Genomic DNA, 15,029 nt, shown 5'->3' on the forward strand with positions numbered 1-15,029 from the left:
CGGGTCAGCTCCAGCTCAGGTCGATCTTGCTGAGCGGCAGCTCGCGCACCCGCTTGCCGGTCGCCGCGAAGATCGCATTGCACACCGCCGGCGCCAGCGGCGGCAGGGCCGGTTCACCCAGGCCGGTCACCGGATAGTCGCTCTTGACGAAGTGCATCTCGATCTTCGCCGGGGTATCCGGCATGCGCAGCAGCGGGTAGTCGTGGAAATTGCTCTGCACGATGCGGCCCTTGTCGATGTCGAGGGCCGGGTACATCATCGTCGACAGGCCGTCGATCACCGAGCCTTCGACCTGGTTCTCGGCGCCCGACAGGTTGACGATCTGCGACCCGATGTCGGTGGCGACCACCACCCGGTCGACCTTCAGCTTGCCGTCCTTCGACACCGTCACTTCCGCCACCTGCGCCACGTAGCCGCGGTGGCTGAAGTGGAAGGCGATGCCCTGGCCCTGGCCGCGCGCGAATGTCTTCTTGCCCCAGCCGGCGCCCTCGGCCGCCACCTGCAGCACCTTCTTCATGCGCGCCACGCTATAAGGCTGGCCACGCTCGCCGGTGCCCGGCACGATGTCGCGGCTGCCGAGCAGCTCCAAGCGGAATTCCAGCGGATCGCGTCCGCCCGCATGGGCCAGCTCGTCGATGAAGCTGTGGAAGACCCAGGCGAACACGCAGCTGCCCGGCGCCCGCCACGGGCCCATCGGCACGCGGCATTCCAGCGCGGTTTGTTCCAACGTGCAGTTTTCCAGCCAGCGGCCCGGGAATTCGTCGCCCGACAGATTGCCGCCGCTGCCCGGCGCGAGCATGCTCTTGCCCTCGCGCTCGACCCGGTTGGCGAAGGTGACGAAATGGTTGTGCCAGGCCACAGCCTTGCCCGCGGCATCGACGCCGCCGCGCAGGAAGTGGAAGCCGCCCGGACGGAAGTGGTCGTGCTGCAGGTCGTCTTCGCGGGTCCAGGTCAGCTTGACCGGGGCCGCGACCTTTTGTGCGATGGCGGTGGCTTCCACGATGAAGTCCGAGCTCAGGCGCCGGCCGAAGCCGCCGCCGCTGCGAATGATGTGCAGCCGGATCTTTTCCTTGGGGATGCCGAAGGTCGAGGTCACCAGCGCCTGGCCGGAACCCGGGTTCTGGGTCGGCGCCCACAGTTCCAGGGTGCCGTCGGCCGGCTTGAACCAGGCGGTGCAGTTCTGCGGTTCCATGCTCGCGTGCGAGATGAAGGGGTAGCTGTAGGCGGCTTCGACCACCTTGGCGGCTTTCGCCAGGGTGCCGGCGACGTCGCCGTCCTTGCGCACGGTGGCCGCGCCGGGCTTGCTTGCCGCGGCCTTGGCCTGGGCCGTGAAGTCGGCCCAGCTGTGGCCCGCGCCTTCGCCTTCGTCCCATTCGACTTCGAGCGCACGCCTGGCGCGGATCGCGTTCCAGGTCGAGGTGGCGACGATCGCCACGCCGGGGCGCAGTCCGTTCAGGTTGGGCGTGCCCTCGATGATGAAGGCGTCCTTCACGCCCGGCATGGCCTTGATCGCCGCCAGGTTGGCTTTCAGGGGCTTGCCGCCGAAGACCGGGCACTTGGCGTACACGGCGTACAGCATGCCGGGCAGGCGCACGTCGATGCCGAACAGCGGCTGGCCGCTGACGATGGCGGCGTTGTCGACGCCGCCGACGCGCGTGCCCAGCAGGGTGTATTTGGACGGGTCCTTCAGCACCACTTGCGACGATTCGGGAACCGGCAGCCTGGCGGCGCGCTCTACCAGCGCGCCGTAGGCCAGCCGGCGTCGGCTCGCAGCGTGAACCACGGCGCCATGCTCGGCCGCGCACTCGGCGGGCGGCACGCCCCAGCTCTCGGCGGCGGCCTGCACCAGCATCGTGCGCGCGGCGGCGCCCAGGCGGTGGAAGTTCTCGTAGTTGGTCGGGGTCGAGGTCGAGCCGCCCGCGCCCTGCGAACCGTACAGCGCGGAATCGAGGTCGGCCTGGACGATGCGCACGTCCTTCCACGGCACCTCGAGCTGCTCGGCGATCACCATCGGCAGCGAGGTCTTGATGCCCTGGCCGATTTCCGGCTGCTTCGAGATCAAGGTCACGCGTCCGTCGCGGCCGATGCGAATGAAAGCGTTGGGGGCGAATTCCATACCCGGCGCGGCAGCGGCGCGCGCAGTGGCGGCCAGGGCGCCCTCGGCCGACATGCCGAGCATGAAGACGGCGCCGGCGCTGGTCGCGCGCAGGAAGCCGCGGCGCGATGGAGAAAGCGGAGCGTTGTGCTTCATTTCTTGCCCTTTCCATTGGCGGCGATCTTGGCCGCGCGGTGGATGCCGGCGCGGATGCGGGTATAGGTGGCGCAGCGGCACAGGTTGCCGGCCATGGCTTCGTCGATCTGGGCGTCGCTCGGCTTCGGATGCTGTTTGAGCAGGTGGCAGGCGGTCATGATCTGGCCGGCCTGGCAGTAGCCGCATTGCGGCACGTCGAGTTCCTGCCAGGCCTGCTGCAGCGGATGGCTGGCCTTCGGGTCGAGGCCCTCGATGGTGGTGATCTTCTGCTTGCCCAGGCTCGACACCGGCAGCACGCAGGAGCGCGTCGGCACGCCGTCGAGGTGCACGGTGCAGGCGCCGCACTGGCCGAGGCCGCAGCCGTACTTGCTGCCGACCAGGCCGAGGGTGTCGCGCAGCGCCCAGAGCAGGGGAGTGTCCGGTTCGACATCGACGGCCTGCGTCTTGCCGTTGATGTTCAGCGTGTAAGTACTCATGGGCGATCCTCGTGCATTGGCGGGAAACCTGAAATGCTAATCGAAAACTTCTCGGATCAACAGTGGTTAATGGAAATGTCCCGTGAGTAAGTTTTATAGACAATTGCTATGCGGAATGGAACTCGGCGGGGGCCGGGAATATGTAATACTTTGTCATTCTACTGAGCATTTCCGTCAATTTTCATGGTGATTTCACGGTCGCGTCTCTCCTCTGCCAACCTCAAGCTGCGCCTGGCGTGCGTCGCCGCCGTGCTGGTATTCGCGACCACGCTGCTGGTCACCCTGTCCACCCTGTCCGTCGCCGAGCGCGGCATGAAGGCCGTCATCGGCGACCAGCAATACACCATGCTGTCCGGCGCCGCCTCCTTCATGGACGACCGCATCGGCGCGCGGATGGCCCAGGTCGAGGCGCTGGGCGCCGGTATCCCGCTGGAGTTGCGCACCGATTGGGCGCGCCTGCCCGCCTTCCTGAAAGGCCAGGTGCGCCTGTGGGGCGCCGAGGAATACCTGAACCTGGTGGTGTTCGACGCCGAAGGCGAACTCAAGCTGTCTCTGCGCGAGCTGCCCGGCGCGCAGCTGATCAACGCGCGCGGCTACGACCACTTCGAAGCCGCCCTTGCAGGCAAGGGCAGGACGATCTCGCGCCCCATCCGCAGCCGCCTCACAGGCCACCACATCGTCGTGTTCAGCACCCCGCTGAAGGATGCGGCGGGGAAGGTAGTCGCGGTACTGTCCGGCAGCGTCGACCTGCGCCGCTCGGGCTTCCTGCGCCAGATCGGCGCGCTCAAGCCGGGCCGCACCGGCTACCTGTTCCTGATGACGGACGAGGGCGTGGTGATCGACCATCCGGACGAGAGCCGCCTGTTCCAGCACGTGAGCAGCTTTCCCGGCATGAACCAGGGCACCGAGCAGGCGCTGGCCGGCTTCGAGGGCTGGCTGGAAGCGCGCAGCGAGGACGGCAGCGAATCGATCTACGCCTACAAGCATCTGCGCAGCACCGGCTGGATCCTGGCCGCGCGCTATCCGCAGGCGGAGGCTTTCGCCCCGATGATCACGATGCGCCACAACGCCTTCTTCGGGGCCGGCGGACTGGCGCTGGCGTCCGGCCTGCTGGCCTGGGTGCTGGTGTTCCGCCTGCTGGCGCCACTGCAGGCGCTGCGCGACAACGTCGCCGCGATCCGCCATGACCGCGCCGAGATCGACGTGCTGCGCGACGGCCGCAAGGACGAGATCGGCGAACTGGGCCGGGCCTTCCACGCCCTCATGGCCGAGCGCGAGCGCGCCGAGAGCGGGCGCGCGGCCAGCGAGAAGCGCCTGCGCATGATCACCGATAATTTGCCGGTTTTGATTTCGTACATGGATCGTGAGCACCGCTTCCAGTTCGGCAACGCCACGTATGAAAAATGGTTCGGCGTCGCACCGGCCCAGCTCGAGGGCATGCCGATTTCCCAGCTGCTGGGCGACGGCATCGCGGCAGAGGTGTTCCCTCACCTGGAGCAGGCCTTCGCCGGCCACGGCGTGACCCACGAGATCCGCATCCCGGTGCGCGGCGAGCCGCGCATCCTGCAGGCGACCTACATCCCCGACGTCCAGCCGGACGGCTTCGTGGCCGGCGTGTATTCGCTGGTGCACGACATGACCCACGTGAAGGAGGTCGAGGAACAGTTGCTGCAACTGGCGCGCATCGACACCCTGACCGGCATCGCCAACCGCCGCATGTTCGGCGAAGCCCTGCACCACGCCCTCGACCGCAGCCAGAGGAGCGGCCGCCCGCTGGCCCTGGCCTACCTCGACATCGACCACTTCAAGCGCATCAACGATACCCACGGCCACGGGGTCGGCGACGAGGTGCTGAAGGAATTCGCGCGCCGCCTGACGGTGGGCGTGCGCGCCACCGACACCCCGGCGCGGCTGTCGGGCGACGAGTTCGTCGTGATCCTGGAAGAGATCGGCGGCCGGCCGGAAGCCGAGCGCATCGCCGCCAAGATCGTCGAAGCCATGCGCGCGCCGTTCCGCACCAGCGCCGGGCTGGTGCAGGCCTCGACCAGCGTCGGCGTGGCGCTGTCGACGCCGCGCCAGGACCAGGAGCAGCTGCTGGCGGCGGCGGATACGGCGCTGTATGCGGCGAAGGGGAAGGGGAGGGATGGGTATGCGGTCTTCGAGGGCTGAGGAACCGTTGACGTGTTTTGGCCACCTGCCCCAGCACGTCTTGGAGTTAGCGGGGGAACATGCCGTACAGTCGTTCCGCGTTTTATAGGCCTTGCGGATAGGTCTCCGGCGGCTCGCCCGAATGCCACCCGCTGGTCGAATCGAGCGGCGTCACCGCACTCGTGCGGTCGATGTGGACGATGGCGTCGAACTGGCGCGCCAGCGAGGCCATGAAATAATGGCTGTGGCGCTCGGTGCGCGGCAGGTAGAGCACGCCGATGGCGCGTTCCAGGCGTTCTTCCAGCAGGACGTCGCGCGCCGGGCCGGGCCCGCGCAGGGGCAGGAAGAAGCGCGGCAGGCCGACTTCGTGCAGCAGGTGCTCGTAGCTGCCCGGCATGCCAGGGCGGACGTGCTTGTGCAGCGCCGGGCCGTCCCATTCCGAGGCGGCGGTGACGCGGCCGTCGTAGGTGGTGAAACCGATCAGGCAGGCGTCCTTGCCGTAGGCCTTGCGCGCCAGTTCTCCGACGTTCCATTCGCCCTGGCGCCCGATCTCGGTGGCGCGCGCGTCGCCGATGTGGGAGTTGTGCTCCCACACCACGATCTTGGCCGGCTTGCCGCTGCCCGACAGGTGGCGCGCCAGCGCGTCCAGGGTCTCGGCCATGTGGCTGTCGCGCAGGTTCCAGGATGAGATGCGGCCGCGGAACATGGTGCGGTAATACTCCTCGGCGTTCTTCACCAGGCGCGCGTTCTGCTGGGCGTAGAAGAAGGCGTCCTCGGGGCTGGCGCCGCCCGGGCCGCCGTCGCGCATGTAGTCGAAGGCGCGCTCCTGCAGCTCGGTGAGCGCGGCGTGCACGCCCTGTTGGCAGGATTCGGACAGGCCGACGCCGGTGGCGTAGCCGTAGTGCTGGCTGTCTTGCTCGTAGTGGTCGAAGCAGGCGTAGCGGCGCCGGGTTTCCTCGGCCGCGACCGGGTCGACGCCGTCCAGGTAGCGCAGCACTTCCTGGATCGAGGTGAACAGGCTGTACAGGTCGAGGCCGTAGAAGCCGACCTTGTCCGCTCCCCTGGCGTCGTTGCGCCGGCGCAGCCATTCGACGACATCGAGCACCGAGGTGTTGCGCCACATCCAGCTCGGGAAGCGCTCGAAGCCGGACAGGGCGGCGCGGCCGTCCGCGTCCATCCCCTCGCCGCGCACGTAGCGGTTGACGCGCCAGGCGTCCGGCCAGTCGGCCTCCACCGCGACCGCGGTAAACCCCTTTTCCTCGATCAGGCGCCGGGTGATGCGCGCCCGCTCGTCGTAGAACTCGGCGCTGCCGTGGGTTGCTTCGCCCAGCAGCACGAAGCGGGCGTCGCCGACGAAGTCGAGCAGCGCATCGTAGTCGCCGGCGCCGCCGTCCAGCGGCTGGGCCGCGGCGCGGATCGCGCCGGTTTCATGGGCGCTGGCGGTGGCCATGGTGCGGGTCCGTCAGTGCAGCGTCGGGCTGCTCGGGGCCGCTTCGGCCGGCTGGACCGGCGCCGGCTCGGCCGGGGTGGGGGCGCCCAGGTGGCGCGTGGGCGGCAGCGACAGCGAGCCGACCGAGTAGCGCTTGCTGCCGGTCGAGCGCATCAGGAGGGCCAGGCCGGCCAGGCCGATCAGCAGGCCGGCGGGATTGCGGCGCATCACGCCGAGCAGGCCAATCAGGCTGCCGCCGAGCAGCGCGGAATCCTGGCCGCGGCGCGCGCCGACGGTTTCGCCGATGCGTTCGCCCAGGTCCTGCAGCCAGCCGGCCAGGCCGCCGCTGTTGCTGCCTTCGAGGTAGTGCTCGTCATGATCGTAGCGGTTGCGGCCCGCATTGGCGTGGCTGCGTTCGGCGTCGCGCTGGGCGTCGTACTTGGCGCGCAGGGCTTCGGCTTCGCGCAGGATACGCTCGCGCGAGGCGTCGGCCTGGTCGGCGATGCGCGCGCCGGCATCCTCGGCGCCGTGGCGCACCCGTTCCAGCAGCGGCGCGGCCTGGGCCTGCAGCTTGCCGGCCCCGCGCGAGATCGCGTCGGCCGCGCTGTCGGTGAGCGCGCCGAGGCGGTCGCCGGCGCTGTGCAGGGCCTGGTCGACCGTGGCGCCGGTGCGCGCGGCGCCGCTCTTCACGGCCGACACGGCGCGCGAACGCCGCGCCGCCCCGCGCTCGGGGTCGAGCAAATACATCAGCAGCGCGCCGGCCGCGGCCGCGCCCAGCCACTTGCCCACAATGCCCACATCACTTGCCGTCTCGGTTGGAATTGGTTTCATGTCCGCTCCTTTGTCTTGTTCTGGTGTCCGTTCTGTTGCCTGTTCTATTGCACGTGCTGTTGCCCGTCCTGTTGCCCACGCTGCGCGGCGGGCGTCGCCCATGCCTGCGCCAGCAAATCCTGTACTTCCTCGTCGCCGGTCTGCCCGAAGGCGCCGTAATACTGTCCGACTGCCTGGAACCGCGACGGCGCCAGCGGGCAGACCACCTGGTCCGCCTGGCTTTCCAGCAGCGCGACCGTATCGGGCGCACCGACCGGCGCCGCCACCACCAGTCGCGCCGGACCCTGGCGCCGCACCACCTGCAGCGCCGCCGCCATGGTGCTGCCGGTGGCGATGCCGTCGTCGACCACGATCACGCATCGTCCCGCGATGCGCGGCGGCGGCCGCCCGCCGCGATAGCGCCGGTCGCGCCGCTCGAGTTCGAGCAGCTCGCGCCGGGTGACCTCGTCGACCTGTTCCTGCGTCACGCCCATCCGGCCCGGCACGCCCGGCTGCAGCACGCGCACGCCGCCGCTGCCGATCGCTCCCATGGCATACTCCTCGTGATGCGGCATGCCGAGCTTGCGCACCAGCAGCACGTCGAGCTCGGCGCCCAGCAGCCGCGCCACCTCGAAGGCGACCGGCACCCCACCGCGCGGCAGGCCGAGCACCAGCAAGTCGGCCTGTTTCGGCCCCAGTTCGTGGCGCAGCCGCCGCGCCAGCGCGCGGCCGGCGTGTTGGCGATCCTGGTATCCCTTGGCGTCCGGCATGGCACAGCGCATTCGACGAAGACGATCGGCAAGCATGGCGGGGCGCCGCATGACGCCGGATGCCATGCCGCCAGCATACACAGGGATGTGCCGCCACGGCGTACGTTTGCCCTGTGGGAATCGGTGAGGAATGGAGGGCGTCCGGCGGCGTAAAATGCAGCTTTGATTTCATGGAACCATGCAATGCGACTGCTACGCCCCCTGATCGTGTCCGCCGTGCTCGCGCTGTGCCTGCCGGCGTCGGCCGCCGAACCCTGCACCGCCGATTGCCGGCGCCTGCTGGCAGAGGGCCAGGTGTTGGAGAGCCAGGGCAAGTTCCCTGAAGCGCTGGACAAGATCAAGCAAGCCGAGACCCTGGCGCCGAATGCCTCGCTGCCGCAATCGGCGGCGGCCGGCGTGTTCTACAAGCTGTCGACGCTGGCGAAACCCGAGAAGGTCGAGGAGATGCGCAGGCTGGCGCGGGCGCTGGCGGGGCGCGCGCTGGCGCTGGAGCCGGGCAATCCGGTGGCGCAGGAAATTTTGCGTCTGCTGGACGACGGGCCTTCGTTGCTGCACGTGCCGACTCGGGAAGCGCGCACGCTGTTCGCCGCGGCGGAGCAGCAGTTCGCCAAGGCGAACTACAAGGAAGCGCTGGCCGGCTACGAAGCCGTGATGCGCGCCGATCCGAAGTTTTCGCTGGCCTGGATCGGCGCCGGCAACTGCTACTTCTTCCAGAAGGACCTGGTCCCGGCCGAGCGCCTGTTCCGGCGCGCCACCGAGATCGAGCCGCGCAACGCCCAGGCCTGGCGCTTCCTGGGCAGCACCCTGGCCCAGCAGGGCCGGCTGGCGGATGCGGAAGCCGCCATGCTGTCGGCCGTGGCGGCGGACCCGTCCCAGCGTCCGAGCTGGACCTGGCTGTCCGGCCTGCGCACGCAGGCGCGGGCGCAGGCGCCGCTCAAGCCGCTGGGGCTGCGCCGCGGTGCGCGCGTGGACCAGGGCGCGGACGGCAAATTCACGGTCAGCGTCGACGGGCCGTCCGGCGACAAGACCCCGGACACCGCCATCCGCCTGGCGCGCGCCATCGCCGAGGCGAACATGCGCGCCGAGGACAAGGCGAAGGCGAAGTCGGCCTACGAGATCGAGCTGGCGTCCTGGCGCACCGCGCTGCGCGTCGCCGACGAGGCCAAGGCGAAGACCGGCGAGGGGATCACCGATCCGGGGCTGCTGGCGATGCAGGCGCTGGAGAAGGACGGGCAGCTGGAGGCGGGGATTTTGCTGCTGCAGTTCCGCCAGGCTTACCGCCCGGAGCTGGAGCGCTGGGTAGCCGCGAACCCCGGTGGCGTGAAGGCCTTCATCGACCGCTATGGCCTGCAACCGTAGAGGGTGTGAAAAAACGGCGATGGCAAGGCGCCGAGTCGAAGACAGTACATTTGTACGGCGAGACGAGGCAACGCAGCCATGGACGAATTTTTCACACCCTCGTAGGGTGGGCGGTCCTCCGCCCACGCGTTCAACCCGTGCAAGCACAGTGACAACGCATTCGTGAGTTGAATTACCCGAGCACGCGGCGGTGGAAGCGCAGGTGGTCTTCGACGAACGTCGAGATGAAGTAGTAGCCGTGATCGTAGCCCGCGTGCCGGCGCAGCGTCAGCGGCTGTCCGACGCCCAGGCAGGCCGCCTCGAACGCTTCCGGATACAGCTGCTCGGCCAGGAATTTGTCCGCCAGCCCCTGGTCAATCAGGATCCCGCCGGGGAAGGGCGCGCCCGTCATCCCCGCCATCAGCTCGCTGGCGTCGTACTGGCGCCATGCCGACTCGTCCGCCCCGAGGTAGCCGCCGAAGGCCTTCTTGCCCCACGGGCAGCGCATCGGCGCCGCGATCGGCGCGAACGCCGACACCGAACGGAACAGCTCCGGATTGCGCAGCGCCAGCATCAGCGCGCCGTGCCCGCCCATCGAATGGCCGAAGATGCCGACGCGCGCGGGATCGGCGGGCAGGGTGTCGAGCACCAGCTGGCGCAGCTCGAGGATGTGGCTGTACATGCGGTAGTGGCGCGACCAGGGTTCCTGCAGGGCGTCGACGTAGAAGCCGGCGCCCACGCCGAAGTCCCAGTTGTCGGTCTCGCCCGGCACGCCGGCGCCGCGCGGGCTGGTGTCGGGGGCGACCAGGATGAGGCCTTCCTCGGCCGCCACGCGCTGGGCGCCGGCCTTGGTCATGAAGGTCTCTTCGGTGCAGGTCAGGCCGGCCAGGTAGAACAGCACCGGCAGCGGCTGCTCACCGGCGCCGGGCGGCAGGTAGACCGAATAGCGCATCGGCAGGCCGATGGCACTGGAATCGAAGGAATGGAAACGCTGCACGCCGCCGAAGCAGGCGTGTTCGTTGAGCAGGTTGGACATGGCTGTTCTTGTGCTGGTGATTGACAATATTGCCAGTATGCCGTGTGCCGCGCAGGTCTGCCAGTCGTACGGCCTCAGCCGCCGCCGATCCCCCGCATGACGTGGCCGCTGCCGCCGCAATTCGGGCAGGGCTTGCCGTCGGATTGCTTGCCGCTGCCGGCACAGGCTTCGCAGACGTCTTCGCCCGCGCCGGGCGTGCCCGGTTCGGCTTCGTCGCCGGGATTCATGTCGGTGTCGGGATGCATGCTCATGGTGTCCTCGTGGGTGATGGTTGGCGCGGCCATTGTAGGCGGCGTGCGCGCGGGGTGGCGCAGCGCTGGGCAGCTGACGGCGCACAAGCAAAAAAACTAGGGCTGTGTTCGCATTAATGATGGATTCGCAGCTGCCTTCACTGAACTTGTCGTACCGCAGCACATAGCCACTGCGCTGGTGTACGCAACGCTTGCGCATCCAGTAATCGCTGCCACCCGGAATAGCTCGCCAGGTAGCGGCTGGCCACGCCCTTGAAGCGCACCAGCCAGTTCTTGAAGCGACTGTGCCAGCCATTCACGTTCTGAATGTGGATCGCGCCGCGTGCGCGCCGGCCCGCCCGCACGTTGACGGATTCGTGCATGATTCCGGCGTCAAGGGCAAACCGGACATAGGCCGCAGCGCCATCGCTGATGAGCAGCCCGTCGCCCGGCAGCACCGGTTGCAGGCAGGTGCGCAGTTGCGCAGCGGTCACGGGACCACGTCCGGTATGGAAGTCCAGCGTCGTGCCGATGCGGTCACGCGCCACCAGCAGGCAATCATGCTCGCGGTTGATGCCGCGCCGCCGGGCCGCGCCACCACGCTTGCGCGGCGGGCGCGTCAAGGTGCGCGAACCCTTCTGTGATTCGAGGCGGTAGGTTTCGTCGGCCTCTATGATTCCCGTCAATGCTGCGGGCCGGTGCCTGGCGGCGCCCGGCGCGAATCGGTGGCGCCAGCGAAAACTCGTTGTGCGATGCACGCCGGTAACGAGCGCCGCGTCGCGCACGGTGCGCGATTCCAGCAAACACTTGATATATGGCAGCCAGCACTCGCGCTTGCGCAGCCGGGCCAGCGGCGTGCCGGTCAGCGCATTGAAGGAGCGACGACAACCCAGGCAGCGATAACGCTGCAGGCCGCTGGCGAAGCCGGAGCGGTGCAAACGCGCGCAAGCACAATGCGGACAGGGCCGGCCTGCCGCGGCCGCTTCGATGAGCGCCAGGCATTCGGCCGGGTCGCGGATGCTGTCGAGCCAGTCGCGCAGCCGGGCAAGATCGGCGCTGGACAATGGCGCGGCGGTCAGAAAAGCAAACAATTCGTCGAAGCGCGGGCCTTGCATCGTCACTCCAGATGAGTTAACTCGACGATGCGTAGGACTTCGACAACGCGTTTTGGTTCACCCAACGATCGCGAACTCAGCCAAAACTAGTGGGCGAATTTGATCAAAATTGAGATTGACTTTGATCCGCCATCGAGCATACTGCACGCAGCCGCACCAATCCATTTCCAGAAAGGCCAGGCGCACGATGACTCCCCCGCGAACCCTCCACGCCGTTGCCGACTCCGCCGCCGGCGATTCCCGGTGCGATCTGCACCAGCGCGACATCATCGACGACGCGCTGATGCTGATGCGGGCGGCGGGCACGCTGTCCGCCCTCGAATTCCTGAAATCGCATGCGGTCGATACCGGCATCATCACCCGCGTCCTGTTAGAGCCGGCGCGGCGGCGCGGCGGCGCCGCTCTCAACCCCGCCTGAACTCGCTTCGGCTACTGTCGAGTTCGGTTCGAAGCCGGGTCAAGCGGCCCGGGCTTATGCACAAAAAATTCCCAAGAATAATTTTGTGGATGAGCCTGATGCGCACGCGAGACATGCACGTAAACCCTTGATTTACAGGGTAGTCCGCGTTGCCTTCCCAATAGGCAAATTGTTGAAAGCCGCATCATTGGCCGTGTTCCGCGTGTCAAGCCCCCGCTTGTCCACATAGTTATTCACAGAGTTTGTGGATATCCGGAAAAGTTTTTATAGATCCGCGACTTAGCGAATTCTGTGCATGTAATGCATGACCTGATTGCGGGCAAGGCCGTTCGAGCGGGCGGCATCGTGCGCCGGCCAGGCTGGATTTCTGCTTGCGCAGGCTTACTGGATAAATGTACAGTATGGCATCCAATGCTCATCCGTTCCCGCATCCCATGTCCGCCGTCCTCGACCAGCCCGCGCCAGCCGCCGATCCCTTCGCCAGCCTGAACGCCGAGCAGCGCGCCGCGGTCGAGCACGACATCGGCGCCGACCCCGTCCGTCCGCTGCTGGTGGTGGCAGGCGCCGGCTCCGGCAAGACGAACACGCTGGCGCACCGGGTGGCGCGCCTGATCCAGTCCGGCGCCGACCCCCAGCGCCTGCTGCTGCTGACCTTTTCGCGGCGCGCCGCCAACGAGATGGGCCAGCGCGCCAGCGGCGTCCTGCAGCGCCTGCTGGGCAGGAGTGGCGTCGGCTCCCAGATCACGCTGCCCTGGGCCGGCACCTTCCACGCGATCGGCGCGCGCCTGCTGCGCGAATACGCCGGCCGCATCGGCCTGGACGAATCCTTCACCATCCACGACCGCGGCGATTCGGAAGACCTGATGGGCATGGTGCGCCACGAGATCGGCCTGTCGAACACGGAAAAACGCTTCCCGCTGAAGGGCACCTGCCTGTCGATCTACTCGCGTGTGGTGAACAGCCGCGCCGAGCTGGGCGCGGTGCTGCAGTCGACCTTCCCCTGGTGCAGCGAGTGGGAAGGCCAGCTCAAGACCCTGTTCGGCGCCTACGTCGACGCCAAGCAGGAGCAGAACGTGCTCGACTACGACGACCTGCTGCTGTTCTGGGCCGAGATGGCGGGCGACCCGGAGCTCGGCCCCGAACTGGGCGCCCGGTTCGACCACGTGCTGGTCGACGAATACCAGGACACCAACCGCCTGCAGGCCGCGATCATCACGGGCATGAAGCCGGGCGGCGAGGGCGTGATGGTGGTAGGCGACGACGCCCAGTCGATCTACGCCTTCCGCGGCGCGACCATCCGCAACATCCTCGACTTCCCGAAGGAGTTCACGCGCCCGGCCGAAGTCATCACGCTCGAGCGCAACTACCGCTCGACCCAGCCGATCCTGGACGCGTCGAACGCCGTGATCGCCGGCGCCCTCGAGCGCCACGCCAAGACGCTGTGGACCGACAAGGCATCCAGCCGCAAGCCGCAGCTGGTCCTGATCCCCGACGAGGCCGAGCAGGCGCGCTGGGTCTGCAACCGCATCCTCGAACACCGCGAGGCTGGCGTCAAGCTGACCCAGCAGGCGGTGCTGTTCCGCGCGGCCAGCCACAGCGCGGCGCTGGAACTGGAACTCATGCGCCGCAACATCCCCTTCGTCAAGTTCGGCGGCCTGAAATTCCTCGAGGCCTCGCACATCAAGGACGTGCTCGCCGTGCTGCGCTTCGTGCAGAACCCGGCCGGACGCCTGGCGGGCTTTCGCGCGGTACAGCTGATTCCCGGCATCGGGCAGGCCACCGCGACCCGCCTGCTGGACGCCATGGCCGAATCGCCCGACCCGGTGGCGGCGCTGGAAGCCTTCGCCGCACCCGCGCGCAGCAAGCTCGACTGGGACGCCTTCTGCGCCCTGTACCGCCGCCTGCGCACGCCCGGCCTGCGCTGGCCGGCCGACATCGAGCTGGTCAAGGAGTGGTATCTGCCGCACCTGGAACGCCTGCACGACGACGCCGCAGTCCGCGCGGCCGACGTCGAGCAATTGGCGGCCTTGGCCGGCGGCCACGGTTCGCGCGAAGCCTTCCTGGCCGAGATCACGCTCGACCCGCCCGAGGCCACCAGCGACCGCGCCGGCCCGCCGCTGCTCGACGAGGATTACGTGATCCTGTCGACCATTCACTCGAGCAAGGGGCAGGAGTGGCAGTCGGTAACGGTGCTGAACGTGGTCGACGGCTGCATCCCGTCGGACATGGCGACCGGCAACCAGGACGATATCGAGGAAGAGCGGCGCCTGCTGTACGTCGCCATGACGCGCGCCCGCGAGCATCTGCAGCTGGTGCTGCCGAACCGCTTCTTCATCAAGCAGCAGGCCTCGACCGGCGACCGCCATGTGTATGCGGCGCGCACCCGCTTCATCACGCCGGCCATGCTCAAGCATTTCGAGGAAGCCGTCTGGCTCAATGCCGGGACCCAGCACCTGCGCAAGCCGGTGCCGGAAAGCGTCAGGATGATGGTGCGGGACCGGGTGCGCAATGCCTGGAAGTGAGCATGGGAACGAGCGTGGAAATGCGCCGTGCGAGATGCGTGCAGATGGGCTCAGTTTGGCGACTTATCCCCCGCGGGCAGCTTTTGTAGGAATCTTCCTAACGGAGGGGTTGCCGGGTAAAGCGCCGTATGTGCAAGTCCTTGATTTATAAGGTGTTCGTTTTTGCCTCTGGAACGGGCATTTTGTTGAAACCCGCGCCGTTACTGGTCTTTCGGCTTGTCAAGTAGTGCTTTTCCACATCTTTATCCACAGATCTTGTGGATAGTACGGAATCTGTTTAAAAATCAGTTACTTAGCTACGTAAGTTTGATCTGCCTCAATCCCGTAGGGTGGGCGGTCCTGTTTGGCACAGGGACATAGGTAACACATGTCTAGAGACATAGGTTACACACGTCAGCCCATTTTACCGTGCAATGCGCAGGTCGATTTCGCCGACTTGCCGATTGCAGAAAACCACGCTCAGAAGCCCGTCGTTGTCCGTCTGGC

At 67.6% G+C, this 15,029-nt stretch carries 12 protein-coding genes; 4 read left to right on the top strand and 8 right to left on the bottom strand.

Features of this window, described 5'->3' with window-relative positions; all coding sequences use genetic code 11:
• Positions 1-4: 4 nt before the first annotated feature.
• Together LQ564_RS19740 and LQ564_RS19745 are read right to left on the bottom strand one after the other, a co-directional pair.
• Positions 5-2,251: a xanthine dehydrogenase family protein molybdopterin-binding subunit gene (locus tag LQ564_RS19740; RefSeq protein WP_231059824.1), complete on the bottom strand. Its 2,247-nt coding sequence runs from the start codon at positions 2,249-2,251 to the stop codon at positions 5-7.
• Positions 2,248-2,727, bottom strand: a complete 480-nt coding sequence (locus LQ564_RS19745) for a (2Fe-2S)-binding protein (RefSeq protein WP_231059825.1) — start codon at positions 2,725-2,727, stop codon at positions 2,248-2,250. Before LQ564_RS19745 ends, LQ564_RS19740 begins: the two co-directional genes overlap by 4 nt.
• A 183-nt stretch (positions 2,728-2,910) precedes the next feature.
• On the opposite strand from LQ564_RS19745, the gene LQ564_RS19750 reads away from it, so the two are divergent.
• Complete coding sequence (locus LQ564_RS19750) at positions 2,911-4,896, top strand: diguanylate cyclase domain-containing protein (RefSeq protein WP_231059826.1); 1,986 nt, start codon at positions 2,911-2,913, stop codon at positions 4,894-4,896.
• A gap of 82 nt (positions 4,897-4,978) precedes the next feature.
• Here the strand turns inward: LQ564_RS19750 and LQ564_RS19755 are convergent, their stop codons facing one another.
• Genes LQ564_RS19755 through LQ564_RS19765 form a run of 3 tightly spaced genes read right to left on the bottom strand, consistent with a single transcriptional unit; the run spans position 4,979 to position 7,884 of the window.
• Positions 4,979-6,325, bottom strand: coding sequence for an erythromycin esterase family protein (locus LQ564_RS19755; protein WP_231059827.1), 1,347 nt, complete (start codon positions 6,323-6,325; stop codon positions 4,979-4,981).
• Between the two features lie 12 nt (positions 6,326-6,337).
• On the bottom strand, positions 6,338-7,135 hold the full coding sequence (locus tag LQ564_RS19760; RefSeq protein ID WP_231059828.1) for an apolipoprotein A1/A4/E family protein: 798 nt from the start codon (positions 7,133-7,135) through the stop codon (positions 6,338-6,340).
• 44 nt (positions 7,136-7,179) lie between these two features.
• Positions 7,180-7,884, bottom strand: coding sequence for a phosphoribosyltransferase (locus tag LQ564_RS19765; RefSeq protein ID WP_231059829.1), 705 nt, complete (start codon positions 7,882-7,884; stop codon positions 7,180-7,182).
• Between the two features lie 183 nt (positions 7,885-8,067).
• On the opposite strand from LQ564_RS19765, the gene LQ564_RS19770 reads away from it, so the two are divergent.
• Complete coding sequence (locus tag LQ564_RS19770; RefSeq protein ID WP_231059830.1) at positions 8,068-9,243, top strand: tetratricopeptide repeat protein; 1,176 nt, start codon at positions 8,068-8,070, stop codon at positions 9,241-9,243.
• A 172-nt stretch (positions 9,244-9,415) separates the two neighbouring features.
• Here the strand turns inward: LQ564_RS19770 and fghA are convergent, their stop codons facing one another.
• The 3 genes from fghA to LQ564_RS19785 all read right to left on the bottom strand — a co-directional run bounded on the left by fghA (position 9,416) and on the right by LQ564_RS19785 (position 11,603).
• Complete coding sequence (gene fghA, locus LQ564_RS19775; RefSeq protein ID WP_231059831.1) at positions 9,416-10,258, bottom strand: S-formylglutathione hydrolase; 843 nt, start codon at positions 10,256-10,258, stop codon at positions 9,416-9,418.
• A gap of 74 nt (positions 10,259-10,332) precedes the next feature.
• Positions 10,333-10,509, bottom strand: a complete 177-nt coding sequence (locus LQ564_RS19780) for a hypothetical protein (RefSeq protein ID WP_231059832.1) — start codon at positions 10,507-10,509, stop codon at positions 10,333-10,335.
• 137 nt (positions 10,510-10,646) lie between these two features.
• Positions 10,647-11,603: an IS1595 family transposase gene (locus LQ564_RS19785; RefSeq protein WP_231059833.1), complete on the bottom strand. Its 957-nt coding sequence runs from the start codon at positions 11,601-11,603 to the stop codon at positions 10,647-10,649.
• Between the two features lie 187 nt (positions 11,604-11,790).
• Between LQ564_RS19785 and LQ564_RS19790 the strand changes: the two genes are divergently transcribed.
• A complete protein-coding gene (locus LQ564_RS19790; RefSeq protein ID WP_231059834.1) occupies positions 11,791-12,021 on the top strand; it encodes a hypothetical protein in 231 nt (76 codons plus the stop codon).
• Positions 12,022-12,455: 434 nt separating this feature from the next.
• Positions 12,456-14,543, top strand: coding sequence for an ATP-dependent helicase (locus tag LQ564_RS19795; protein WP_231059835.1), 2,088 nt, complete (start codon positions 12,456-12,458; stop codon positions 14,541-14,543).
• Positions 14,544-15,029: the final 486 nt, after the last annotated feature.

Origin of the sequence: Massilia phyllostachyos, from assembly GCF_021044825.1 — a bacterium.
In the GTDB taxonomy this organism is placed as follows: domain Bacteria; phylum Pseudomonadota; class Gammaproteobacteria; order Burkholderiales; family Burkholderiaceae_D; genus Telluria; species Telluria phyllostachyos.

What these genes read in the sequence shown, in the direction of transcription:
- LQ564_RS19740 (WP_231059824.1), bottom strand. Translation starts at nt 2,251, where the DNA reads ATGAAGCACAACGCTCCGCTTTCTCCATCGCGCCGCGGCTTCCTGCGC.
- LQ564_RS19745 (WP_231059825.1), bottom strand. Translation starts at nt 2,727, where the DNA reads ATGAGTACTTACACGCTGAACATCAACGGCAAGACGCAGGCCGTCGAT.
- LQ564_RS19750 (WP_231059826.1), top strand. Translation starts at nt 2,911, where the DNA reads ATGGTGATTTCACGGTCGCGTCTCTCCTCTGCCAACCTCAAGCTGCGC.
- LQ564_RS19755 (WP_231059827.1), bottom strand. Translation starts at nt 6,325, where the DNA reads ATGGCCACCGCCAGCGCCCATGAAACCGGCGCGATCCGCGCCGCGGCC.
- LQ564_RS19760 (WP_231059828.1), bottom strand. Translation starts at nt 7,135, where the DNA reads ATGAAACCAATTCCAACCGAGACGGCAAGTGATGTGGGCATTGTGGGC.
- LQ564_RS19765 (WP_231059829.1), bottom strand. Translation starts at nt 7,884, where the DNA reads ATGCCGGACGCCAAGGGATACCAGGATCGCCAACACGCCGGCCGCGCG.
- LQ564_RS19770 (WP_231059830.1), top strand. Translation starts at nt 8,068, where the DNA reads ATGCGACTGCTACGCCCCCTGATCGTGTCCGCCGTGCTCGCGCTGTGC.
- fghA (WP_231059831.1), bottom strand. Translation starts at nt 10,258, where the DNA reads ATGTCCAACCTGCTCAACGAACACGCCTGCTTCGGCGGCGTGCAGCGT.
- LQ564_RS19780 (WP_231059832.1), bottom strand. Translation starts at nt 10,509, where the DNA reads ATGAGCATGCATCCCGACACCGACATGAATCCCGGCGACGAAGCCGAA.
- LQ564_RS19785 (WP_231059833.1), bottom strand. Translation starts at nt 11,603, where the DNA reads ATGCAAGGCCCGCGCTTCGACGAATTGTTTGCTTTTCTGACCGCCGCG.
- LQ564_RS19790 (WP_231059834.1), top strand. Translation starts at nt 11,791, where the DNA reads ATGACTCCCCCGCGAACCCTCCACGCCGTTGCCGACTCCGCCGCCGGC.
- LQ564_RS19795 (WP_231059835.1), top strand. Translation starts at nt 12,456, where the DNA reads ATGTCCGCCGTCCTCGACCAGCCCGCGCCAGCCGCCGATCCCTTCGCC.